Here is a 25,180-nt window from a genome sequence, read left to right on the forward strand (position 1 = left end):
GAAGTATAATCTATGAGACAGAGAGTAGGTGAGAGCATTCTGTCAAAGTGCTGGGAAATCATTCATTACGCACTGCAAGCTCTCCTTACCGGACAGTGCGGCCCAAGGAATGCGAGTGCTGTACAATATCGGTGCTGGAATATTTCGATCGAACATCTGTAATTGTGAAAGATTTAGTGTTAATTGGTGGCGGTCACAGTCATGCTATTGTATTAAAAATGTTCGGCATCAAACCGCTGCCTGGGGTGCGTTTGACTCTGATTAGCGATGTCTTGCACGCGCCTTATTCGGGGATGCTGCCGGGGCACGTTGCCGGGTTTTACAATTATGATGAATGTCACATTGATTTGCGATCGCTCGCTGAATTTGCCGGGTGTCAAATATTGGTCGATCGGGCGATCGCGATCGACCTTAACAAAAATTTAGTTATTTGTCAAACTCGCCCTCCGGTTAATTTTGATGTGCTTTCTGTGGATATCGGCAGCACTCCTGCGACTTTATCTGTACCGGGTGCAGCAGAATATGCAATTGCAGCTAAACCCGTACCGGAGTTTTTAGCTAGCTGGAATCAGTTAATTTCCGAAAGGCAAAACTCTCCCCAAAAACCGCTGCGGGTAGCGATTGTAGGCGGCGGTGCAGGCGGCGTAGAATTAGCATTAAATATGCAATCTCGATTGGGGAAGGAAGAGGGGTTCGGCAACGGATTATGTAACGGATTATGTAACGGATTTAACGGATGGGGATTAAGGGAAGAGGGAAGGGGGAAAAAAGAAGAAGAACTAGAAATTTATTTGTTTCATAGCGGTGCTGAATTGATGCCGGGACATAACAAACGGGTTCGTCGCCGCCTGAAAGAAATTCTGATTAGTCGTGGAATTAAAGTGCATTTAATGGAAAAAGTCAGTGCCATAGAAAAGCAAGAAATGATTAAGATAGCCTGCGATTCTAAATTCCCAATTCCCAATTACAAAATTTCCTGTGAATCTGGTTTAAAATTAAAGTGCGATCGCATTTTTTGGGTGACACAAGCATCGGCAGCCAATTGGATCGGAAAATCCGGTTTAGCTACCGACTCAAACGGCTTCATGCAAGTCAACGACTGCCTGCAATCAGTCTCTAACCCCAACGTATTTGGGGCTGGAGACATCGCAGCGATGGTTAATTATCCGCGTCCCAAAGCAGGCGTGTTTGCCGTGCGTCAGGGCAAACCGCTGTTTGAAAATTTGCAGCAGTTTTTATTGGGAAAACCGCTGAAACCCTTTGTACCGCAGGAACAATATTTAGGCTTAATCGGTACGGGGAATAAAAGGGCGATCGCCTCTCGCGGATCTTTCATGTGGGAATCGGCGCTGCTGTGGTACTGGAAAGATTGGATCGATCGGCAATTTATGCAAAAATTTAGCAATATCACTCAGAAATAGGTCAATAATCACTCTAAATGTAGGGTGCGCATTGCGCACGTTACCCGTTACAGTACAAGAAGTAATGAGCCACAACATATGTTCAGAAAAATTGGATTTTGGCTGCTTTGGATTGCATTTAGCACCTACGCCTTTGTATTTGCACCACCCGACAGCCCAGAAACCATCACACTAATTACCAATCTTTCCACAGGCAAAATAGCAGGCATCAACCCTTTAATTGTAGCTTTATTCAACATCATGGGAGCCTGGCCGCTAATCTACAGTTGCGTGCTGTTTGCTGACGGCAGGGGGCAGAAAATACCTGCATGGTTATTTGCCACTTTATCCTTTGGCGTGGGCGCATTTGCCTTGCTGCCTTATTTAGCCCTGCGCGAACCTAATCCATAATTTTATGGCCCTAAAAACGTATTTTTAAAGGTGTTAGACTGCCGTTTTACAGGGATTTTATTAACATTAGGGGCTGTTGCTTTAGTTGCCTTTGGCTTGACAAAAGGCGATTGGTCTGATTTTATTAGTCAGTGGCAAACCAGCCGTTTTATCCACGTAATGAGTTTAGATTTTTGTATGCTTTCCCTGCTATTTCCTGCGTTATTGGCAGACGACATGGCGCGCCGAGGAATGCAGAACTCTAGAGCATTTTGGGCAGTAACATTAGTGCCGCTGTTCGGGCCGCTGGCTTATCTGTGCACGCGCAAACGGCTGCCGGAAACTAATAATGAAACTGTTACAAATTAGATAGCAATACAGGGAATCCTCAGTTTAATCTAGGAATCAATCACAATAAATCAGACAAGAACAAGCTTTCCGTCCTGTGCCACAATAACTAATCCAGAATAAGTAATTTTTCTCAGGGGACGAGTTCCTAGCCCACCAGTTAGAAATTGTCAAGATGCTTCGCAACGAGTAAAGATTATTGTGCGGAAATTAACGTATCATTGTATCGTTCCAAGTGAGTGGAGGAAAGGAGCGGGGCTCGATTAGCTCCAACATCTTTGAGTTTAGCACCAAAGGAACGAGAGCAACTGCAACAGTTGCTCGATCGCCATAGTACCCCCAGCCCCCTCAAGAGTGCAATCTAGGCAATTTGTGTCATCCCAGGCGTTAGTTATTAGCCATAAACGTTATTTATTGCGTTTGGACTCTGAAAAAAAAGAAGATCGCCCGCTACAAGATTTCCAGGGTTTGAAGAACTTCTGCACACTCCTGATTGGGCTGACAATACTCACCCTACTAATAAGCTGTTGGGCATCTAAATTGTATTTTTGGGCGGGCGGGACGCCCACCCCACAAGAATTACATCAAAGTTAACTGTAAAGTTTAGATGCGCCTGGGCTTATTAGCTTTGCGCCACAGGTTCCCTAGCCAAAAACTTCTCTAATTCCGTCAAAGCATCGGCATCAACCTTAGTCTGCATCGGACAGAACTTAGGCCCGCACATTGAACAGAATTCAGCAGTTTTGTAGATATCCGCCGGCAAGGTTTCGTCGTGATATTCCTTTGCCCGTTCTGGATCTAATGACAGCTCAAATTGACGGTTCCAATCGAAATTGTAACGCGCTTTCGAGAGTTCATCATCGCGATCGCGCGCACCCGGACGCCGCCGCGCAATATCCGCAGCGTGAGCCGCAATTTTGTAAGCAATCAGCCCGTTTCGGACATCCTCAGCATTCGGCAATCCTAAGTGTTCCTTCGGCGTCACGTAACACAGCATTGCAGTACCGTACCAACCAGCCATCGCGGCCCCAATTGCTGAGGTAATGTGGTCGTATCCAGGCGCAATATCTGTCACCAACGGCCCCAAAACATAGAAGGGTGCTTCGGAACATTCCTCCATTTGTTTCTTGACATTAAACTCAATTTGATCCATCGGCACGTGGCCGGGGCCTTCCACCATTACCTGCACGTCATGTTCCCAAGCTTTGCGAGTTAATTGTCCCAAAGTTTTGAGTTCAGCTAATTGAGCATCATCCGACGCATCGTGAGTGCAACCGGGGCGCAGAGAATCTCCCAAACTAAACGAAACATCGTATTTTTTGAAGATTTCAATGATGTCGTTAAAGTGAGTGTAGAGGGGATTTTGTTTGTGGTGATGCAGCATCCACCGCGCCAAAATGCCGCCGCCGCGAGAGACAATCCCCGTAATCCGATTTCTCACCAACGGCAAATGCTCAATCAAAATTCCGGCGTGAATTGTTTGGTAATCAACACCTTGTTGAGCGTGTTTGTCAATGATGTGAAGAAAGTCATTCGCCGTCAGACTTTCCATATTACCGTGAACGCTTTCTAGTGCTTGGTAAATTGGTACAGTACCGATCGGCACCGGTGAAGCTTTGATAATCGTAGTGCGAATTTCATCCAAATTGCCGCCGCCGGTGGACAAGTCCATCACGGTATCAGCGCCGTATTTCACTGCTAGTTTAAGCTTGTCAACTTCTTCTTCCATATTGGAAGAGTTGGGAGATGCACCGATATTAGCATTGACTTTGCATTTAGACGCAATGCCGATCGCCATCGGTTCTAAATTCGTGTGATTGATATTAGCGGGAATAATCATCCGTCCCCGCGCTACTTCGGCGCGGATAAGTTCTGGCGGGAGATTTTCTCGCTTAGCAACAAAGTGCATTTCCTCTGTAATTACACCTTGGCGGGCGTAGTGCATCTGAGATACATTGGTGTGCCCGCTACGCTTAGCGATCCATTCGGTACGCATATTTAATTTCCTTGATAAACAGCTTCCCTCCGCTGGTATTACCCAGACTCAGGTTCTAAGGGTGTTTTCTCAGCCCGGATATTCGGGCACCCCTAGCTAAGCTGTTGATTGTATCACCGATTTCTGTGCGCGAAGCCAGCAACTAAGGAAATCTTAATATTGAGATATAGATGAGGGGAGCGATCGCCCTTTTGGGGCTTCTGATATTTCTACTGTTTAAAAAGTGCGATCGTACCGCATTTAACAATCTAAAAAAAATCACACCTCATCAGGGTTAATTCTCATTTGCCGCAATTTTGCTGCTAGGCGATCGGCGCGTTGTTTTTCTTTTGAAGCTTTTTCAAGACGATAAAGTTAAAGATATGTCAGGAGATGAAGAACCTGTTGTGAATTTATCTGAGATTTTGGGTGAAGTTTATCTGGAGGCAGCTTTAGATTTGGCGATCGATTATTCAGTGCAGCCTGTTCCGCCGTTGAGCGAGAGTGCTTTTCAGTGGGTGCGATCGTTGATGGAATCGTAGGATGGCGACAAGAAGTGCGATCGTGCATAATGGTTAATAGATAACGCTTTAGCAAGCTTTAAACTGTACTTTTTCCAAAGCGTCAGCTTAAAAAAGAGAGAGAAGATATGACATTTGCTGGTGGGGTATCCGACAAACTGGGCAATCGCTACGAAGGTCGGTGGACTGTGCATTGCATGATTGATGTGATGGATGAGAAAACCGATTCTATTAGTCTAGAACCACCAGGTATAGACGGCATAGAGTTCTTTATGCGTCGAGAGGGTAAATTGGAGTATCACCAAGTTAAGCGACAAAGAAGTGGGCGTGGGCGCTGGACACTAAGTGCTTTGGAAGATACACAAGTTCAAGTCCTATCCGACTTTTGGAAACATCTGAGTAATCCAGATGTTTCTTGTGTCTTCGTTTCTACTCAAGATGCAGATGAACTACAAAGGTTAGCTATGGATGCAAAAGATGCTGTATCCTTGACAGAGTTTGAGCAAAAGTATCTTAATCAAAAACTATCTGGTCACTTCGATACGCTCCTTCAGAAATGGGGAAATTGTTCTCGAACAGACGCTTACGAAGCGCTCAAGCGAGTTGAAGTTCAAACAGTGGGGGAGAATTTTCTGGTTAATACTGTTGAAAATCGTCTAGCAGCTTTAGTTGAGGGCGAGCCAGAAACTGTCAGGCTTGAACTGGCTGAATTAGCACTAAACAGCATTCGCAATGAACTGACGGCACATGATATCTGGCATTATTTGCTGCAAAAAAGAGGCTATCGCCGTCGCGAGTGGGGAAAAGATCCTCACGTTTTGGCTGCCGTCGATAAAGTTAACGATGGCTACCTCTCTCGTTTACATAAAGAAGCGATTGCAGGAAAAGTAATCCCCAGAGATGAGGTAGACACTATTGTTGCTCGGCTCACCTCGTCAGACGATAAGCCTGGTGTATTAGTTGTAGGTGAAGCTGGAGTGGGCAAAAGTGGCGTTATTCTCCAAGCTGTGGAAGCACTTCGTAAAAAAGGTATACCATTAATCGCTTTTCGTGTAGATCGTTTAGACCCAACTGACTCACCCGATCGAGTTGGAGAACAGTTGGAAAAGTTACCTGGTTCTCCTGCTCATGTTCTAGCCAACATTGCACAGGGACGTGATTGCGTGCTAGTTATCGATCAGCTTGATGCGGTGAGTAAGGCTTCTGGTCGCAATCCTGATTTTTTTGAATGTGTAGATCGGATCCTCGACCAAGCTAAAGCCTATCCACAAATGCGTTTACTGTTAGCTTGTCGCAAGTTTGACCTAGATGATGACCCCAGATTTAAGCGTTTAACGGGTGAGAAGGGAATTGCTGAGACGGTGACAATTAATCGTTTATCTCATGAGAAAGTGCGAGAGGTTGTGGCAGAACTAGGATTAGAAGCAAGGTTACTAAACAATAATCAATTAAAGCTGTTATCCATACCCCTGCACCTGAGATTGCTAGCAGAAGTTGCAGAAGGTTCAAAACCTAATGTGCTCAATTTTAGGACAGCTAAAGATCTATATGATAAATTCTGGGATGATAAGAAGGATAGTATCCACGCACAGGGGAATTCTGAGCATTGGACAGATGTGATATACACCCTTTGCGATTATATGAGTAAAAATCAGAGGTTATCTGCTCCTAAAGCTCGTGTGGATAGATATGGAAAAACTCCTGAATTAATGGCATCTGAACACATCCTGGTTTCAGATGGGCAGCAGTATTCATTTTTTCATGAAGGTTTTTTTGACTATGCTTTTGCACGTCGATTTGCAGGTGAGGATGAGGAACTATTAAATTTTTTAGGGAGTGGGGAGCAGCAACATTTATTTCGACGCGCTCAAGTTCGGCAAATTTTGGTTTACGAGCGGGATGCAGATCGCGATCGCTATCTCGCGGACCTCCAAGCTTTAATTACTAGCCCGAACGTCCGCTTTCACATCAAGAAGGTAGTATTTGCCCTGCTTGGAGCGCTAGATGACCCCACACCAGAGGAGTGGGAGATTATTGCCCCGCTAATAGGTAAGCAAGCCGATCCCATCACGCAACAAGTTTGGCAAACTTTGCGTAGTTCAGTTCATTGGTTTAAACTGCTGGATTCTCTAGGATTAATAGAACAGTGGCTCAGGGATGAGAGCGAGGAACGTATCGAGCAAACGGTAACACTGCTATCTATTATGCAGAGGCAGATACCGGCTCGGGTGGCTGAGTTAGCAGAGCCTTTTATTGGTGTATCGGAAGCATGGCGCGATCGGCTCAACTACCTTATACAAAGGGCAGAACTTGTTACTGAGCGTCGTTTTTTTGACTTTTTCCTGCGACTTATTCATGAAGGAATTCTTGACCAACCACGAGGAAGCATCGATTCCACTCGCCACTTTTGGATGAAAATTGATTCTTTACGTCAACATCGTCCTGACTGGGCTTGTGAAGCTATTAGCTGGTATCTCAATCGGTATTTAGATTTAAGTCTCGCTGCTGGACAACCCAATCTGTTCGATCGCAACTCTGGTACTCTACCTCACAGCCAATTTGGTGAGCAGATTGTAATGGCAAGCGCGCGTCAGACTCCAAGAGCATTTATTGAACACCTTTTTCCTTTTATGCTACGGGTCATGGAGTTAACATCAATACGGGAAAATAATCTACCTTGGCGTGATTCAGTCTGGTATTATCGGCATTATGGTAGAGGCTATGACATTAATCATGCCTTATTAAGTGGGATGGAAGAAGCACTATGTGATTTGGCTGCGAACCATCCTGAAGATTTTTCTATCCTCGCAGAGCAACAACTTCGTAGCTCTAATTTTGAAACAATCCAGTTTTTGTTAATTCGTGCCTATACTGCGAATGGAGAAAGATTTGCCGATGAAACTATTGATTACCTCTGCGAACAACCAGCACGAATCCAAACAGGATATACCATTTGTAGCAGTAGTGGAGGAGCTTCCTTCTGGGCAACTCGCCAACTCCTAGAGGCAATTACTCCACATGCCTCTAACCAGCATTTAGCAATGCTTGAGACAGCGATCTTAAACTATTACCCTGAGTGGGAAAAAATAGCGGGTATGCACTTGTATTACGGTCATGCACAGTTTGTTTTGCTAGAAGGTATCAATTCCTCTCGGCGCTCAGAGTCAGCTACCCGTCGGTTACAAGAATGGCAGCGAAAGTTTAGTAAACAGTCAGTAGAAGCGCCGAAGCCAATGGTGGTAAGTGTCGTTGGTTCTCCCATACCAGAATCGGCAACAGAGAAGATGACTGATGAACAGTGGTTGAGAGCAATTCAGCACTATGACAAGCATGGCTTGGATTCCAACAAAAACTACTCTTTTGCAGGTGGGGCAAGCGAGTTATCACATCTTCTAGAAAGGCAAGTGAAGATTGAACCCAAACGTTTTGCTGCATTAGTTAGCCAGTTTCCAGATAACACGAATTCATCTTACTTTGATGCAGTTTTACGCGGTATTGCAGAAGTTGAGCTAGATATTGAGACTGCTTTTTTCGTATGTCAGCGTTGCCACCAATTACCCAATCATCCTTGTGGTCGTTGGATTTGTTGGCTGATTGGAAAATTAGCTGATTTACTCTGGTCTGAAAAGGCTTTTGATATTGTAACTTGGTATGCCTTAAACGACCCTAATCCCGAACAAGAGTCTTGGCGCACTGAGACTTCCAACGGACAGGTTTATTATGGTGGTGATATTTTTAGTGCTGGAATTAATTCGACACGAGGTAGTGCTGTAAGTGCAATTGCCCAACTAATTTTTGCGGATAAAAATCGCGCCTCTTATTTTCAACAATCTCTGCAACAGATAGTTCAAGACTCTTCGATTGCTGTTAGATCCTGTGTGGCTCAAGCACTAACAGCAATGTTGAATTATGACCGAGACTTAGCTGTCAGCTTGTTTCAGCAACTTTGCGATACCGAAGATGCACTTCTTGGAACTCGGACTGTTGAGGATTTCTTGTGCTACGCTTTACAAACGCATTTTGAAGTGCTAGCATCGATTGTTGAACGGATGATTATGTCTCAGATACCGGAAGTAGTAAAGGTTGGGACTAGACAAGCCTGTAGAGCAGCTTTAATTATCGAAGAGGTACGTTGGCTGGCAGAACTTTGCCTGTCTGGTACAGAAACTCATCGAATCGCTGCGACTGAGATATTCGTTGCCAACTTTCGTCAAGCACACTTTCGTGAATTTTGTGAAGATGTTTTAATTAAACTTTTCCAAGATTCGGCTGAACCAGTGCGTTCTCAAGCAGCTAGGTGTTTCTTACATTTTGAGGAAGATGAACTGGGTGATTACATCAGTTTAGTGGAGGCATTTGTTGAGAGTCCCGCATTTTTTAGTGATGACTACAACTTAATTTATGCCTTGGAAAAGACAACAGCTAAACTTCCCGATGCTGTTACTTATCGAGTGTGCGATCGCTTTAGAGAAGGCTTGCAATCGGATGATGCTGATGTTAGTCAGCGTGCAAGGCTGGAAGCAGACAAAGTTAGTAAATTACTCCTGCAATTATACAGTCAAAGTGAAAACAAAGAGTTACAATTACGCTGTCTTGACCTGATTGACTTTATGACTCAAATGGAAGTTTACCAATTAGCTGAGGCGCTAACGCAGTATGAAAGATGAAAGCGAGTATTTTTCCCGTATGGGGTTCGTGAAGCGAAGCAATAGCCATAGCAAATTGCCTTCCTGATGGCAGCACTGATTAACTTGAAACCGAAGAGAAACTATACCGATTCTCAAATAAGTGAGGTACGCCCCGATCGCATTCCAATTCCCAGGCGTACCTGATTTTACTGAAAAGTGCTATGTAATAATCAGTCCTTACATCAAACCTGCTGACTTAGGTTGCTCCACCTTGCTATCTGAGGCATTTGTAATATCAGATTCCCCGGAGTCAATTTTGTCTGTATCCTGTTTTAATTCCGATACAACTGCGCCGCTATCGCGCCAAGCTTCCGCATTTTCAGGCTTAATGGCGATCGCTCGATCGTAAGCTGCCATTACTTATTCATACTAACCCAATATAAAATCAACACTCACTACAAACTCGGGAAAAGCCAGCGGCGCAACTTGTTGACCGCGCCAAAACTTGAGCATTAAACTATAACCGTTCGGGCCTGGCTGACGGTAGACTTCCAAACAATTTTCAACTAAATCTACCAGCCAAACTTCCTGAATGAGCGATCGAGCGTAAATGGATACTTTCACATCTCTGTCATAATCAACCGTACTATCTGAAACCTCAACTAACAGCAAAACTTCAGACGGTACTGGATGGGCTGTGGCGTAGTAGTCAGCGCGAGGTTGCAGCAATACAACATCCGGTTGAGGTTCAGTCCGCTCAGTCAACTGGATAGGGTCTTGGACACCCAGAGTGGCCCGATCTTCTGGAATGAGGCTGAAGCGCCTGGTGAGACGCTTAACAGAACTTGCGTGACGAGTACCAATTGCAGCCATTTTAACAATCTCTCCTTCTATTAGTTCTACCCGATCGCCCTCGGAGAGAATACCCGCCTCAGTCATCAAATGATATTCTTTTACTGTAAATAACCGTTTTTGAAGCTGAACAGACATATAACTATTCTCCTTGTTTGCAGCTTACCTAAATTTACCATAAAAAAAACCGCCCCAAACGGAGCGGCAAAAAGAAGAAAAGTTTAGATGACAAACCTTAGACAAAAAGCATTTAAATGCCCGCCATCAAGTCTGTTTAAATCCTCGTAAATAACTGTAGGCATGGTTCTGAACCAACTATTAATACAGTTAAATTTGAGTGTTGTTGCAAAATTTTAACTCGATATACAGGCAACATATTCTCATCCATTACTAACTTAAAAGTAAGGTGCGCTTCCCGATTACCTGACACTTATGAATTTTGAACCACCGGATTTTAACTGAATTTAAGTCTCTTTTTCGGCGGAGTCAATTTTGTCTGTATCGTGCTTTAATTCTGATACAATTGCGCCTCGATCGCGCCAAGCTTCCGCATTGTCAGGCTTGATGGCAATAGCTCGATCGTAAGCTGCCATTGCTTCCTCATACCGCTTTAATTCAGACAAGACTATCCCCAGATGACGCCAAGCATCGTAGGAGTCGGGCTTAATAGCAATCGCTTTCTCATAAGCTGCGATCGCTTCTTCATGGCGCTGCAATTTGGCTAAAGATTCACCTTTACCAAACCAAGCTTCGTAACACTCCGAATTAAGGGTAATTGCTGATTCGTAAGAGGCAATTGCTGCTTCGTGCTGCGACAGTTTGTCGAAAGCTACGCCTCGGTTGTGCCACACTTCAAAATCCTCCGGTTTAAGGGCTATTGCTTTGTCGTAGGATTCGATCGATTCTTGATATCGCTGCATTTTTCCGAGCACAGCGGCTCTATTGTACCAAACTTCGTATTTTTCGGGCCGGATGCCGATCGCCCGATCGTAAGAATCAATAGCATCGCTGTAGCGGAGGAGTCTCCACAGCATATTGCCTCGATTGTACCAAGTTTCGTATCTCTTGGAATTGAGTTCAAGAGCGCGATCGTAAGAATCAACTGCTGCTGCGTACTGCTGTATTTTGCCCAGCATCGCACCTCGGTTGTGCCAAATTTCGCTGTCGGTTGCTTTGATAGCGAGGGCGCGATCGTAACTGGCGATCGCTTCTTCGTAATGCTGCAATTGACCCAACAAAGCCGCTATACTGTGCCAACAACCGTATTTTCGAGATTCGCTCGAACTTGCTCGCTCGTAACAGGCGATCGCCTCTTCGTACCTGTGCAATTTGCCTAGCAAATGCGCTTTATTATACCACAATTCGTAGTTATCCGGTTTAATAGATATTGCTTGGTCGTAACAGGCGAGTGCTTCTTCCGGGCGCTGCAATTTTATTAACACATTTCCGCGCCAATACCAAGCCTCATCCAAATTATTATTAGCTAAAATAGCTTTTTCCAAGCAGACTAATGCCTCATCATAATTGCCTTGAAAATAAAGCCCTTCGGCTTGCTTGATATAATCGTCAGCAATCAAATTTTCGTTGCTAGCAGGTGCAGTTTGAGAATTTTGGGAATTGTTTAAGGCCGGTTGAGGTGCGATTTTGAGAGCTTCTTTGGCAACAACTGCGGGAACTTGGGAAATTTCTTGAACAATTTGAGATTTTTTCTCGTCAACTTCTTTCAGCAAAACTTGCAGGTGCATGATAAATTGAGATTTTAGAGTCTCAATTTGCTCGACGGAAGATTTGGAAAGTTCAGTTTCTCTAGTTAAAAAATCAAGGGATTGTTTAGCTGCACCCATTTGCGCTTCTAATTCATCCCTCAACTTTTGAGTCAGTTGGCTAGAATTTATGAGCTCGGATTCCAATACACCAATGCCCTGCAATCGTTTATTGGCATCAGCAACCAACTGTTTGATTATCAGCCGTCGCATCATCCAAAAAAATGCAATTGTCACCGGTGGAAATATCGTACCAAGAATTAGTAAAATATTGAGCAGAGTTATGGTACTATTAAAACCATATCCAGATTCAGCACTGCCACTAGACGGGGAGATAAAAGCGACAACCTCGCGAACTTGAGGATTGCTTTCAACCCCGGTTTCGATTAATTTAGCCAGCCAGGTTTCTTGTAAAGATTTTGTTAGTTCATCGCCGGATGCAGCAGGAGTATTCGCCTTGGTTTTTGCATTAGCAGATAAATCGGGTTGAGCGGCCGCTACCAGCAAACCTGTGGGCGATTTTACCGCAATTCGCGGGGAAAATTGTTCGTGAGCGATCGTCTCAGGCTCGCTAATTGACTCAGCCCGACGGGATACGGTAGTATTTGAGGAAAATTGTTCGTGGGCGATCGTCTCAGGCTCGCTAATTGACTCAGCCCGACGCGATTCAGTATTATTTACGGCATCAACAAAGTGGCTAGCTTGCGGTGTCTCAGGAGAAATAGGATGTGCAGCAGGATTGGCGCTAGTATTAGCAGTTAAATTGTGGGATGCGAGGGCAGCCAGAGTCAAGAGAGCTACATTTGAGACGCGCATAAACGTCAACTCATTTAGGAGAAATTAGTGCTTGATTGTCAGCGATCGGGCGATCGACCTCATCGTCTCAGCAGTTAGAATAGCTGACATGAGGAATGCTGACTTACTATCTCAAAAATACGCGCGGAGTCTGACTTTTCAGGAAAACTGCCAGTAATTCTGGCTGTGTAACTTTGATGAAAGAATATATTCTCGCGCCTCTTGGGGTTGGATAACTCTCGGAATCATCATTAGGCTGGTAGGGCGGGCTTCACCAATCTGCACAATTAGCCAACTATCCGCGTGAACCCGCCCCAAACGATGCGATTTTTAAATCTAAACCTTAGCTAAAACCGCTTCCGGCTGCTGACGTTCAGCCGCCACTTCCTCTAAATCAGCACCGAAAATTTCACAGCTATTATTCGGACTTTCAATCAGCTTAATCTTGTGCAACTCTGCGCCCAATTCCCGAACTGGCGATCGCAACAATTGCCCGATCCGAACTGCAATATTCTCCGCAGTCGGCACAACGTTCTCAAAATAAGCAATATCCTTATTTAAAAAAGTGTGATCGAAAGGTTCAACAACATAATCGTCAACGGCTTTTTGCAAAGCTCCCAAATCAGCAATCATGCCAGTCCGCGCATCAATTTCCCCTTTAACAGTCACCTCTAAATGATAATTGTGACCGTGACCGTTGGGCCGAGCACATTTGCCGTAAATTTCCGAGTTTTCTTCAAAGCTCAAATCGGGACGAGCCAACCGATGGGCGGCGCTAAAATGAGTGGACAAAGTTAGATAAGCTTCCATTCCGTTTCCTAAATATTCAGCCCAAAGTTCGGGATGTTCAAACAATTGAATTTTGCTCACAGGTAAATGAGGGGCTAGCCGCAGCCAAATTTGCCGTGCTATGTTTTCGGTAGTTGGCAGAGTCTGCTCAAATTCCGGCCACGCTTCGTTGAGAAAGGAAAAATCGAGATCCTTGATAACTTCTCGCTTGATGACGTGCTTGACATCAGACAGGTTGAGTACCATGCCGTACTCGTCGAGTTCGCCTATCATGGAAACGTAAAGGACGTAATTGTGTCCGTGTCCCGGTGCGCGGGCAGTTGGGCCAAACCGTTCAAAGTTCTCGGCTTCGCTTAACTCCGGCAGCCAGTACCGGTGACTCGCCGAAAACTGTGCCCGACGATTGATGATGCACTGCATAAAAGTCAAGTAGGGTAAGCTTGTTAAGTTCTGTAAAGGACTTACTTCTTAAGGATAAACTAATTTTTGCTGGAATTTTTCGATTATTTGAGGGTGCTGTAAATGAATTTCTACCAATTTTCCAAATATTGGCCACAAGTCGCCGATCGTCGATCGAGCCGCAGGGCCCATTTTACGCCACAACACAGATATCTGGCAGAAAATACCGCTACAAAACAGTTTCTCGCCATCTGTTACTAACCCATCAGTTACGAGTCTTTGAGAGAGTGGGTGAAGCTGAGCTATTCCGAAGGAAATCGACCTTTTTTGCCACACACGACACTCCACAGTTCGAGTTTTTCACCTAAGCTCTGCAATAATGAGCAGTTTGCGGTTCAGTTGCGCTTAAAACTAATCATATCAACTCCGCTAGCATCGTCGGGCGTAAAATCGAATCAACAGTCAATACTCAGCTATCATTCAGTTTTTCGAGTGACAGTTAACAGTTAACAGTCAACAGTCAACAGTCAACAATAATTCCGGTGCAACCGGAATTGATATCACCCATTATCAATCACCAATTACCCATTACCAAATATTAATGAATTCGATTACTGCACGAGCCGATCGCTTTTTTGAACATTTATCGGGTGCGATGACAACCCCGCTATTTTATATCGGGGACACTCATCTGTCCATCAGTGCGATCGTCAAACTGATAATTTTAGCTATATTTGCCTTGATTATAGCTAAGATTATCAGTGAAGGAATCAAGCGCAGCCTGCTAGTTCGGATGGGATTGGATCGCGGCAGTCGAGAAGCAATTTCTACGATCATTAGCTATATTTTAGCCACTATTGGCTGTATATTCGTCCTGCAAGGTTCCGGGATCAACCTCACTTCTCTCACCGTCTTAGCTGGGGTTGTCGGCATTGGTTTCGGCTTCGGCTTGCAAAATCTCGCCAGTAACTTTATCAGCGGGCTCACCCTGCTATTCGAGCACCAAATTAGAGTCGGAGACTTTATTGAAATAGACAAGTTATTAGGAACAGTAGAAACAATTTCTATCCGCTCTACAATTATTAAAACAATTGACGGTCTATTTGTAATCATACCAAATATTAAGTTTGTCGAAACTAATATTATTAACTGGAGTTACAGAGACCCCAGATGTCGCCTCCACATCCCCATCGGCGTTGCTTACGGATCTGACCCAGTAATAGTTACGGAAGCGCTGTTAATTGCGGCGCGGATGGAATCGAATGTCTTGTCCCATCCTTCTCCTAAAGTATGGTTTCACGGTTTTGGAGATAACGCTTTAAATTTTGAACTTTTAGTTTGGATTGACCAGCCGCAGGAAAGCGATGCTATTAAAAGCGCGGTAAATTTTTTAATAGATTACGAATTGCGCCACCGAAATATAGAAATTCCCTTTCCCCAGCGGGATTTGTGGCTGCGAAACCCGCAAGAGTTAACTCAACTTTTTCACAATAACAAAGACGATAATTCCAACGGAAAAGTTTTTCCGCAGAATGCCAAACATTCTGCAGATTTAAAATCTAATTCCAACCTTCCTGAACCTAAAAATTCAGCACCTAAATCCCCTAATAATTGGACGCTGCGAGATTTGTTGCGGCGGGTAACTTATTTTGAACAGTGTACGGATTTAGAACTGCGGCAGTTAATTGAATACGGCTACCGACAACTGTTTCCAGCGGGACAGGTGGTATGTAAGGAAAATGATCCTGGCAATTCTTTTTATATTATTCTTTCAGGTACTGTAGAAGTTCTTTCTCAAAAAGCCGGTCAGTATATTGCTACGCTTCACGAGGGCGAGTTTTTTGGGGAAATATCTTTGCTGTTGGGTACTCCGAGAACGGCGACTGTTAAAACTAGCGAAGATGCAATTTTGTTTGTGGTGGAACGTCACGATTTGCAAAAACTTTTAAGAGAACAACCCAATTTAGCCGATCAGATTGCTCAAAAATTGTCGGAACGCCAGCAAGCTTTGAGAGATTTGGGATTGTTAGATGGCGACTCTCTGGAACAAACTCCTTTTATTAAAATTCGCAAGCGAATTCAAGTTCTTTTTGGAATTTGAAAGAGGGAAGTTCGGCAACGGATTCGCTCGACGGATGTCACGGATGTAACAGATGTCAGGAAGAAGGAAGAAGGAAGGAAGAAGAAGGAAGAAAAAAGAAGGAAGAGGGAAGAATCTGCTTTTTTAACTTTTAATTTTTAATTCATCCTGCGCTTCCCGCCGCAGTCTAGCGGCAATTCTAAACAGTTCTTGACCGGTGTGCAAGTGGCGATCGTCATAATTGAGGGTAAATAGCTGCAATTCTTCTATGCCGTCTCCGACTTGATTGATACAGTAGTAGAGATGAGCCGCAACTCCGGCTACATTAGATGGATTGGGCATTGATGTAAGAAAGTTATGAGCTTTTTTGAGGAACTCGCGGCTGGTTTCGATATAAAGTTGAAACTTTTCTATCAGTTCGTCATCAAACGGATCTGCTGACAATTCGTCTATTTCTTTTTTAAGCGGCTTCAAGATGCTGTTGAGCATTCTATTGACTGGTTTGTATACTTTAATCAGCCACTGTTCCATTAGTTCATCCGCGTCCCTTGCTGTTTGTGTTTGCTGGCGGCTGACGTTTGGTGCGGCTGGTGATTGCTGTTCGGTTTGCTCGGAAAGTTGGCGATCGTATGATTGTCTGTGCTGGGCATCTCCTAATATTTCATAGGCTGCATTGAGGCGGACAATTTCTTCGTGACCCGCTGTGTCGCTGCGGCTGTCTGGATGAAATAATTTGACTAAACGGCGGTATGCTTGTTTAATCTCGGCTTGTGTTGCGGTTGGGCTAATCTTTAGGGTTTTGTAGTGATTGATAACGGAAGACACGCTGTTATTTCCTTGAAATCTGGATAATATGTGAAAAATTGCTTGACAAAAATATCATTTTTTGCTAATTTATTAGGTATTTATCTGATATAAATGCCAAAAAGTGTAAGTTGAAAACGTCAGTTTTCAACTTATCATAAATCTATTTTAGAAAAAGATTGATGCTTTTGAAGTGGCAAGCCGATCGACATTGAGGACTCCTATAGCGCTGCTCCCGCCAACAGTTAGCTCCTTCTTTTCTTTTGTCTTCCTTCGCCACAAGAGCGCTCAGCACCCGGTTCGCTAACACGCCGAAAGCGGTTCAAAAAAAAGCACATTCAGAAATTCGGCATCATTCGCGATCGAGGAAGCTAGAATCTACCGCCATTCTTTAATCTAAAAAGCCAAGCAGGGCGTACACTGTACGCCCTGCTCTGTGTTGCTGCAACTTGGCCGGAGGCTGACCTAGTTGAGCGCCATCGCCAAATTGAGTTCTGGATCTTGGAACAAGGGAGTGCTGAGATAGCGTTCGCCGAAGCTAGGCTGAATCATCACAATCAATTTCCCTGCATTTTCGGGACGCTTGCCGACTTTCACGGCTGCACATAGTGCCGCACCGCTGGAAATACCGGACAAAAGTCCTTCTTCTCTGGCCAAGCGGCGGCCGTAGGCGATCGCCTCGTCATCCGTAACAATTATAATTTCGTCGATCGAATCCACATTCAGCACCGGCGGCACAAAACCAGCACCGATACCTTGAATTTTGTGAGGCCCTGGCTTTCCGCCCGACAGTACCTGACTGTTGGCCGGCTCAACGGCGATCGCCTTAAACTCGGGTTTCCGCGACTTAATCACCTCTGCGACACCCGTAATCGTACCGCCAGTGCCGACTCCCGAAATCAGGAAATCCACCTCCCCGTCTGTATCTTCCCAAATTTCCTCAGCCGTTGTCGAACGGTGAACCTGCGGGTTCGCTGGATTCCGAAACTGCTGCAACATATACGCATTTGGAGTTTTGTCCACAATCTCTTGAGCGCGGCGGATGCAGCCGCTCATGCCCTCAATTCCGGGAGTCAGTTCTAATTGGGCTCCGTAAGCTCGCAGCATCGATCGGCGTTCCGTGCTCATCGTATCCGGCATCGTCAAAATCAACTGGTAGCCCTTAGCCGCCGCCACCATTGCTAGAGCAATTCCGGTATTGCCAGAAGTCGGTTCCACTAAAACCGTTTTGCCTGGACTAATCAGCCCTTCGGCCTCTGCTTGATTGACCATATTGACACCGATGCGGTCTTTCACCGATGCTGCCGGATTCATGCCTTCGAGTTTTACCACAATCCGAGCCAAGCAGCCTTCAGCTTGGGGAATGCGGTTGAGTTGCACCAAGGGCGTCCGCCCTACCAATTCTGTAATGTCGCCAGCAATACGCATAATCTTTGTCAGTTTGTGGTTGAAAGTAAATGTTAATTCCTAGTTGGCAATATTTTAACTAGATGTAATACATGATATCGAGCTGCCGTCTGCCATTGCGCTTTTCGCACAGATCCTGTAGCGTGTATTTTTGCAAAACTGAGTTGGCAATCGATCGGGCTTCTTGCCAAACTTCCCAAATCACCGCACTTTCTACAGTTTGAGCAGGCGAGTCTTTTTCAGCTCGATCGAACTCTGAGCCTTCGAGACAGTTGATAATTTCTAGGAGTGTAATTTTCCAAGGTTCCCTCGCCAAAATATAACCTCCCTTAGCACCTCGCTGGCTGCGAATCAGCCCGCAGCGTCTCATGGTAGCGAGCAACTGCTCTAAATATCGATCGGGAATATTTTGCTGAGCCGCTATCTGGCGAATTTGCAGAGGCTCGCCTTCCTCGTAGCAATCGGCCAGCTCCAGCAAAGCTAAGATTGCGTATTCGCTTTTACAGGAGAGTTCTACCATAATTGCTTCAAATATCAGAATTATCTACTCCGAAGTCAGATGTTAAAATTCTCCTCAATGTTGAGTTCCGAATTGTAACTCCTAACTTTACCTTCTATTATACCCCGGTTTTCCACTAAACTTAATCGACTTTCCTGAATTCAGACTTGGGATGCTGCGCACTCTCCCTTCTGTGAAACCCGGTTTTTCATTTCCACTTTCTCCCGTTCCATGACGCAATTACCTAAAGAAACTGTTTTTTTGCGTCTGTGACTGATAATTTTTAATTTTTAATAGATTGTCGGTACCCTAGGCGTCCGGCACACAAAAAAGCCCTGCGGCAGGCAGGGCTAAATTTGGCAGAGTTGCAAGCAGAGACGGTATGACCCGCCTTGCCTGCTCTAACCCGCTCTTAGAACGTGAAAGTAGTTCTCAGAGTACCAATAATGATGTCGTCGTTACCGTCGTTTTGATTGGGGTTGGTAATCCAAATGACGCCAGGAGTCAGAGAAATGTTATCGGTGAGCTGGTACTTGTAGAAACCTTCGACGTGATAGGAATCATCGTTGCGGAAGCTCCGCAAACTCCTCGGAGCCTCAAGTTTATCCAAGTAAGGCTCACGACCTACCACAATCCCTAGCAAGTTGCCTTCTTTCCCTAAATCGGGCAAAGCCAAAGTGACAGCGTAGTTCCAAATTCTCGCATCACCGGTGCCGATAATGCGGGCATTGGTTAAACCAGCCCAGCCGCCAAGGATAAACCTCGGGCTCAGCCGCAACGAAGCCTGAGCGCCGTAGGAGTTGCTAACAACTTTGCGAGCGTTAGGGCCTTCAGTCAAACCGTTGATCGAATTAGCCACGCCGGTACCCGTGAAACCGCCGAGATTCTCGGCTCCATTCCCCAAGCCGTTGTCAAACCCGAAGTTACCTCGGCTAAAGTAACCGTGGTTGTAGTTGAAAGCAATTTGTAAGTTGCGTCCGGGGGTAAAAGTCAACTGGCCCATCGCCGCGTAGTCGCCGTTGAACAAGCCCGCGCCCCTGCTAGGACTGGCTGCATTTGAGGCCAAATAGCCGAAGGACAGAGAAGTCGGGCCGAACACGCCACCCAGCAAGCCCCTGCCGCCGAAGGCATAGTCAAAGCCGATACCCGCGCCACCGCCCAAGCGGTAAATTGGGTTGCGCTGTCCAAAGGCGCTCAGCGATCCGTTGCCGCCGTCAAAGTCTTCAAAGTAAGGGTTGACAGTCGGCATAATGTCGTCCCAAACGCCAGCGTTAGCTGCAATGGTAACGTTCGTCCGCGCGCTGAGTGGAAACTTGTACAGCAAGCTGTCTAGTGCAACAACGTTGTCTGTTCTGCCAACTACATTCCAAGTTTGAGTGCCTTCGCTGGTAGCCCCAAGGTTGAAGTTGCGACCGTTGCCGACTTGAAGCCTGGTCAGCAGCAAGTCTCTGCCGGTGAAGCTAGTGTTTAAATTCAGACGCACCCGCTGTTGGAAGACAGCTTCGTTGTTGTCGCTGCCAATTCTTCTTTCGTCTGTGCCAAACAAGCCAACGTTGCCGCCAAAGTCATCGCTGAGGGCAAAAATTGCTTCCCCAGTCAGCTTGGTAGTGGTGGAGAATTGATTGGCTTCGAGTTCGGCTGTCCGAGCTTCCAAAGCATCGACGCGACCGCGCAGGGTTGCCAGTTCCGCTGCAAATTCTTCTTGGAGCCGTTGCAGGGCTGCCAAGTCTTCTTTGGTGGCTAAGTTGCCAGTGCCTCCTCTAATTAGCTCGCTAACCTTGTCTAAACAAGCATTTAAACCGGCTGCGAATTCGTAGCGGGTCATGGCGCGGTTGCCGCGGAAGGTGCCGTCGGGATACCCGGCAATACAACCGTACCGCTCGACTAGGGATTGCAGTGCTTGGAATGCCCAGTCTGTGGGCCGCACGTCGGAAAGTTGAGATACTGAGGTAACTTGACCTTGAGTTTCGCCGCCGGCAGCACCTTCGCTGCTGTACTCGTTGAGCTGTTCTAATGTGGCGGCTGGGTTTTGCTCTTGTGGTGCGGCAGTTTGGGCTACAGATTCAGCCGGTTGTGGCAAACTTTGTTCTGCCGACTCTGCCACTGCCGGGGCTGGAGTTTCTAATTGAACTGCACCAATTTGCTCTGGGAGAGCCGTAGCTGCCGGGGCTGGATTTTCTAGTTGGGCTGCCGGGGCAGAATTTTCTACTGGTTGAGCGACTGTTGGCTCAACTGCGGCTAAAGATTCACTTGTAGGTTGTGAGGCCGCTTGGGGATTTGCGTCTGCGGGGGCTGTGTTCGCTCCGGCGATCGCACTTTCAGTTGCAGTCGTGGCCCAATCTGCAATCGCTGCCTGGGTTTCGCTGCCAGCGACTTGGGAAATTTCTTCGACTGGCTCGGAGGCTGCAGTTGTTTCGGAAACAGCAGCTAAAGCATTTAGTTTCGCTTCGGAGGTTTCAGCGGTTTCAGCTTTGGCCGCAGCGGGCTTGAGCGCATCCGCAGCCTGCTGAGCGTCTGCTGCCATCGCGCTCGAAGAAACTACTAGGGTAGCTCCTAAGACTGCTGGGCTGATTAGTAGGTAACTCCACAAAAATTTCGACATATTCACTCTCATCCTCACACCGATTACAGAGAAACTTTTCTAGTCTTCTATGTGGTCAGTCGTTGCTCAACTAGCATACTCTAAAAAGAGACCTAAAATTCACTTTTTCTTTTGATTCTTTCGGGCTGACCGAGTGTATAGATGTGACTGGAGGCTGCCGAGAGCCTTTTTTTGACCCTGTACTCAACCGCCTCAAAACCAGACAAGACTTTGGCTGTCGATTGATTTGACTGCTTACACTTGATAGCGCTCGATCGCCTATTTACTTTTTAGCACAGCACGCCCGACTCGTCTAGGCTGATTCGACTTTCACTTCCAAGCTGTGTCCGAGGACGCTAAAGACTTGGCGATCATCGAACAATTCTAACAAATCGGCGTTGATTTTGTGGTGAGCTGCTTCTTGCCGCAAAATTTTCATCGCTGCATCTGTGCGCAGAGCTCGCTTGTAGGGTCGATCGCCTGCTGTCAGGGCGTCGTAAATATCGGCTATCGTCATCAATTGGGCTTGAATAGGAATTTCTGACTTGTTTAGACCTCGCGGATAGCCTGTGCCGTCCAGTTTTTCGTGATGTCCGTAGGCAATATCTGGAACATTTTTTAAATCCTTTGTCCAAGGAATTTGAGTGAGAAACTCGTAAGTGTGAGTTACGTGGAATTCTATTGCAGATCGTTCTTCCGGCGTCAGGTTGCCCCTCGACACCATCAACTGCAGGATCTCATCTGGGGTTAGCAGCGGTTTAATTACCCCGTCTATATCTCTGTAAGTTTGCCGAGAAATCTCTCGCAGTTGAGCTAGGGGTTCTGCTGCCAAAATGTGAGGCTCGTTTGCCTCTAGCAGCACTTCCCAGTATTCTGCTAATCGGGTTTTCGCCTCTGCTAGCTTAGTATCTAGCTGTTCGATTTCCAGGCATTGAGCGCACTCTGGCTCCTCGCTCGGGTGTTTTCGGTAGGCAGAATGCTCCAGCAAGTATTTATATTTAGACTGGACGCATTCCATTTCCATCGTCCGCTGAGCTAAGCCAAAGCGGTGGCGAATAATTTCTAGCTGTGCGGGGTAAAGCTTTTTCTGTTTGGTCAAAACTGCTTCTGACACTCCGATTTTGCCAAAATCGTGCAGCAGGGCGGCGTAGCGAATTTCTTGAATTTGGCGGTTGTTAAAGTAAACAGAGCGCAGTCCTCCGCTGCTGACTGTGTTTACTTCTTCTGACAGGCGTACTGTCAGGGCTGCTACTCGTTCTGAATGGCCGTAGGTACAGGGGTCTCTGGCTTCTATGACTTGCACTGAGGCTTTGACGAAGCCCTCAAACAAATGTTCTATGCTTTCTTGGAGTTGATTGCGCTCGATCGAGATTGCTGCTTGAGAAGCGAGCGAGCGAACTATCCTTTCTTCCCACTCCGAATACTGCTGCGTCGATTCCCAGGCATTCTCTGCTGTCAGCACCGCATCTGCTTTTGTTTTGCGGTTGATTAGTTGCAGTACACCGATGGTCTCCCCCTGTCGGTTTTGCATCGGCAGTACCATTACCGAGCAAGTGCGGTAATTAATATCCCTGTCAAAACTGGTATCTAGCTGGTAGGGCACGGCCGGGGGCAAGTCGTAGGCATCAGACAGGTTCAAACTTTGACCTGTAATTGCCACGTATCCCGCCAAGCTTTTGTCTGTCAGCGGCAGGGCAAACTCCTTAAACGACAGTCTCGGTTTAGAAGCGTTTTGGGCTACCTTGAACAGCAGCTTAGATGTTTCGTCGCTGTGATCTACTAAGTAAACGCTGCCAGCATCGCTGTAAGTAATTTCCCTACTTTTGGATAAAATTAAGTTTAACAAGTCGCCCAAATCTTGGGCGCTCGACAGAGCCGCGCCAATATCTAAAAGCTTTTCTATCAGATCGGTTTTTTCTGCTGCTGCAGACTCGTTCTTGAACTCTGGCTTTTCAAATACGATCATGGTCGGATGATGGGGAATAGCCTTTTATACATTGAACGTTGGGCCTCTCGACTTTTTCACACCCGATTTTAACCCCAAGTCGATTTTTTATTTGCGAGCTTTCCGCGATCGGGGACTGTGGCTGGATGCAGGGATCTTGCTGGGTCAACTGACACTCTTTTAATCTAGCGCAGAAATCTCTTGGGCTAGCGCAAAGTCTTTCTCAGTTAAGCCTCCGGCATCGTGGGTTGTCAAGTTAACTGTAACTTTGTTGTAGGAGATTTCTATGTCGGGGTGATGTCCTGCCGCTTCTGAGGGGGCTACCAACTTATTTACAAAGGCGATCGCTTCGATAAAATCTTTAAATGAACGGGTACACCACAATTGCTTGCCTTCAACTGTCCAGCCTGACAATTGACTGGCGCGCTCTTGAATTTCAGTATCGTTAAGTAGGTCAGCCATAATTTATTTTACTTTGAGATTAGCGATGGCAGATTCACAGCCCACCTGCGGAAAATCCTACCAAAAACTATCCGCTCTCACCAATAGTGTTGAGGCTCAAGTTTTAATACTCAAGATTTAACACTATTTGAGGTGAGAGCGGTCTAGCGGGTCTTCAGATTAGAACCTGACTGCCGGGAGAATCCCTAGCTCAGCCTGGTTCCCCGTGGAAGTCGTTTCCAGTTGGAAACGACGGCTGACTGCTAGCGAGCGGCCCCGGCGCACAGCCGGTAGTTTCCAATCTGATGACCCATGCGTTTACTACTTTCTATCATGGGCATCACCTCCAGGTTTAGCTAAATGGCTTCATATTGGAACGCACATCACCTAAATACAAGATTTGAGGTGATGATTTGTGCGCTAGCCATTGCCAGCGTTACCAGAAGAACTTGCGTTCTGAGTATCGTTCTAGTATTCACAATTATTAGAATAACACAAGGAATTAGAAGTGGGGGGATGCAAATTGAGATTTTTGCAATATGAGGGTAAATTACTGCTGCTGCAAGGTCTTTGAGCGATCTCTACAGCAATTGGGCGATCGAGATTTTGAGCGGATTGCTGGACTCTGGGGCGATGGGCGTAAAGCGGGTAATGTGCGGCTGCTGCTCGATTTCTTGGCAGATACGAGTTTGCCAGATGTGGCGATGTCGTCGGATTCAGCGAAAGTCTGCCACAGCGAGCGAAGGCAGAATTTGACTGTTGTTGAGTTAACAAGCTGGTACAATGCCAATGCGACCGAGAACGTCAACAGTTACGGTAATTAACGCAATTTTAAAGGATTAAAGGTTTGTCTGTTAAGAGCGGTTACTGAGGCAGGTATACTTCAGTCGAGCATTCTTTTGGCCTATAAGGTTTTTGGGTAGTAGGGAGTTTTGGCGCCATTTTAGCAGCCTCACGCTTTTATGGAATTTCCATCCCAATTTTTAATGCTGCTGCGGTTCTTCGTCTACCCATTGTTTTTATCTGTATCAGGACTTACGCATGATAACGATCGAGCAGTGGTTTGGGATTGCTTTGCCGAGCGCGAACCATCACATAATTACCTTACTTGTGCGTAAGTCCTGTGTATGTTGCTTTTATTTTTTATACCATGGCGTAACAAGACTTTTAATGCTTAAAAAGCTCCTGGCGATCGATCGGCAGGAGCTTTTTAAGCATTAAGGGTAAAGTCTTAACTGCTTTATCTTACCCTTTTAAAATGTTGGAAATTTTGAAAATTAGCGCTGATTACAGAGCGTTACCGCGAGGCAGAACTTCTTCAGGGAAGATAAAGTTTTCGTGGGGTTGGTCCGTAGGAGCCATCCAAGCACGAATGCCTTCGTTAAGCAGAATGTTCTTAGTGTAGAACGTTTCAAACTCAGGATCTTCAGCAGCGCGCAATTCTTGTGATACGAAGTCATAAGCCCGCAGGTTTAATGCTAAACCAACGATGCCAATGGAGCTCATCCACAAGCCTGTGACGGGTACGAACAGCATGAAGAAGTGCAACCAGCGCTTGTTGGA

Annotated in this window: 18 protein-coding genes, 2 pseudogenes and 1 riboswitch; of the genes and pseudogenes, 7 read left to right on the forward strand and 13 right to left on the reverse strand. The window is 45.9% G+C overall.

What is annotated here, in order from left to right; all coding sequences use genetic code 11:
* Positions 1-218 precede the first annotated feature (218 nt).
* Together QUB30_RS27045 and QUB30_RS27050 are read left to right on the forward strand one after the other, a co-directional pair.
* Positions 219-1,421, forward strand: coding sequence for an FAD-dependent oxidoreductase (locus tag QUB30_RS27045; protein ID WP_445300553.1), 1,203 nt, complete (start codon positions 219-221; stop codon positions 1,419-1,421).
* 78 nt (positions 1,422-1,499) lie between these two features.
* Positions 1,500-2,159, forward strand: a pseudogene (locus tag QUB30_RS27050) (DUF2834 domain-containing protein).
* Between the two features lie 601 nt (positions 2,160-2,760).
* On the opposite strand, the gene thiC reads toward QUB30_RS27050, so the two are convergent.
* Positions 2,761-4,134, reverse strand: coding sequence for a phosphomethylpyrimidine synthase ThiC (gene thiC / locus QUB30_RS27055; protein ID WP_333339990.1), 1,374 nt, complete (start codon positions 4,132-4,134; stop codon positions 2,761-2,763).
* Positions 4,135-4,141: 7 nt separating this feature from the next.
* Positions 4,142-4,238, reverse strand: a riboswitch (TPP riboswitch).
* Between the two features lie 225 nt (positions 4,239-4,463).
* On the opposite strand from thiC, the gene QUB30_RS27060 reads away from it, so the two are divergent.
* Together QUB30_RS27060 and QUB30_RS27065 are read left to right on the forward strand one after the other, a co-directional pair.
* Entirely contained in the window at positions 4,464-4,655 is a 192-nt protein-coding gene (locus QUB30_RS27060) for a DUF4058 family protein (protein ID WP_333339993.1), read from the forward strand.
* 176 nt (positions 4,656-4,831) lie between these two features.
* Positions 4,832-9,301, forward strand: coding sequence for a hypothetical protein (locus tag QUB30_RS27065; protein WP_333339996.1), 4,470 nt, complete (start codon positions 4,832-4,834; stop codon positions 9,299-9,301).
* A gap of 198 nt (positions 9,302-9,499) precedes the next feature.
* Here the strand turns inward: QUB30_RS27065 and QUB30_RS27070 are convergent, their stop codons facing one another.
* From QUB30_RS27070 to QUB30_RS27080, 3 genes are all read right to left on the reverse strand, one after another.
* Positions 9,500-9,679: a hypothetical protein gene (locus tag QUB30_RS27070; RefSeq protein WP_333339999.1), complete on the reverse strand. Its 180-nt coding sequence runs from the start codon at positions 9,677-9,679 to the stop codon at positions 9,500-9,502.
* A gap of 12 nt (positions 9,680-9,691) precedes the next feature.
* Positions 9,692-10,252 (reverse strand): Uma2 family endonuclease, encoded by a 561-nt coding sequence (locus QUB30_RS27075; RefSeq protein ID WP_333340001.1) that lies wholly within the window; start codon positions 10,250-10,252, stop codon positions 9,692-9,694.
* A 326-nt stretch (positions 10,253-10,578) separates the two neighbouring features.
* Complete coding sequence (locus QUB30_RS27080) at positions 10,579-12,693, reverse strand: tetratricopeptide repeat protein (protein ID WP_333340004.1); 2,115 nt, start codon at positions 12,691-12,693, stop codon at positions 10,579-10,581.
* A 31-nt stretch (positions 12,694-12,724) separates the two neighbouring features.
* Between QUB30_RS27080 and QUB30_RS27085 the strand changes: the two genes are divergently transcribed.
* Entirely contained in the window at positions 12,725-12,850 is a 126-nt protein-coding gene (locus QUB30_RS27085) for a hypothetical protein (protein ID WP_333340007.1), read from the forward strand.
* A gap of 158 nt (positions 12,851-13,008) precedes the next feature.
* On the opposite strand, the gene QUB30_RS27090 is transcribed toward QUB30_RS27085, so the two are convergent.
* Both QUB30_RS27090 and QUB30_RS27095 read right to left on the reverse strand, forming a co-directional pair.
* Complete coding sequence (locus QUB30_RS27090) at positions 13,009-13,881, reverse strand: 6-carboxytetrahydropterin synthase (RefSeq protein ID WP_333340010.1); 873 nt, start codon at positions 13,879-13,881, stop codon at positions 13,009-13,011.
* 48 nt (positions 13,882-13,929) lie between these two features.
* Complete coding sequence (locus QUB30_RS27095; protein ID WP_333340013.1) at positions 13,930-14,196, reverse strand: hypothetical protein; 267 nt, start codon at positions 14,194-14,196, stop codon at positions 13,930-13,932.
* Between the two features lie 265 nt (positions 14,197-14,461).
* Between QUB30_RS27095 and QUB30_RS27100 the strand changes: the two genes are divergently transcribed.
* A complete protein-coding gene (locus tag QUB30_RS27100; protein WP_333340016.1) occupies positions 14,462-15,961 on the forward strand; it encodes a cyclic nucleotide-binding domain-containing protein in 1,500 nt (499 codons plus the stop codon).
* 123 nt (positions 15,962-16,084) lie between these two features.
* On the opposite strand, the gene QUB30_RS27105 is transcribed toward QUB30_RS27100, so the two are convergent.
* From QUB30_RS27105 to QUB30_RS27130, 6 genes are all read right to left on the reverse strand, one after another.
* A complete protein-coding gene (locus QUB30_RS27105; protein WP_333340019.1) occupies positions 16,085-16,765 on the reverse strand; it encodes a J domain-containing protein in 681 nt (226 codons plus the stop codon).
* Positions 16,766-17,209: 444 nt separating this feature from the next.
* Positions 17,210-18,172, reverse strand: coding sequence for a cysteine synthase A (gene cysK, locus QUB30_RS27110; protein ID WP_333340022.1), 963 nt, complete (start codon positions 18,170-18,172; stop codon positions 17,210-17,212).
* A gap of 58 nt (positions 18,173-18,230) precedes the next feature.
* Positions 18,231-18,671, reverse strand: a complete 441-nt coding sequence (locus QUB30_RS27115) for an Rrf2 family transcriptional regulator (RefSeq protein ID WP_333044126.1) — start codon at positions 18,669-18,671, stop codon at positions 18,231-18,233.
* A gap of 391 nt (positions 18,672-19,062) precedes the next feature.
* The gene (locus QUB30_RS27120) at positions 19,063-21,252 is read right to left on the reverse strand and encodes an iron uptake porin (RefSeq protein WP_333340024.1); all 2,190 of its coding nucleotides are present in this window, start codon (positions 21,250-21,252) and stop codon (positions 19,063-19,065) included.
* Between the two features lie 292 nt (positions 21,253-21,544).
* Positions 21,545-23,197: an HD domain-containing phosphohydrolase gene (locus tag QUB30_RS27125; protein ID WP_333340027.1), complete on the reverse strand. Its 1,653-nt coding sequence runs from the start codon at positions 23,195-23,197 to the stop codon at positions 21,545-21,547.
* A gap of 159 nt (positions 23,198-23,356) precedes the next feature.
* Entirely contained in the window at positions 23,357-23,638 is a 282-nt protein-coding gene (locus tag QUB30_RS27130) for a 4a-hydroxytetrahydrobiopterin dehydratase (RefSeq protein ID WP_333340029.1), read from the reverse strand.
* Positions 23,639-24,156: 518 nt separating this feature from the next.
* On the opposite strand from QUB30_RS27130, the gene QUB30_RS27135 reads away from it, so the two are divergent.
* Positions 24,157-24,441, forward strand: coding sequence for a hypothetical protein (locus QUB30_RS27135; RefSeq protein WP_333340032.1), 285 nt, complete (start codon positions 24,157-24,159; stop codon positions 24,439-24,441).
* Positions 24,442-24,904: 463 nt separating this feature from the next.
* Here the strand turns inward: QUB30_RS27135 and QUB30_RS27140 are convergent.
* A pseudogene (locus QUB30_RS27140) lies at positions 24,905-25,180 on the reverse strand (photosystem II D2 protein (photosystem q(a) protein)); the annotation flags it as partial.

Origin of the sequence: Microcoleus sp. BROC3, from assembly GCF_036702515.1 — a bacterium.
In the GTDB taxonomy this organism is placed as follows: Bacteria; Cyanobacteriota; Cyanobacteriia; order Cyanobacteriales; family Microcoleaceae; genus Microcoleus.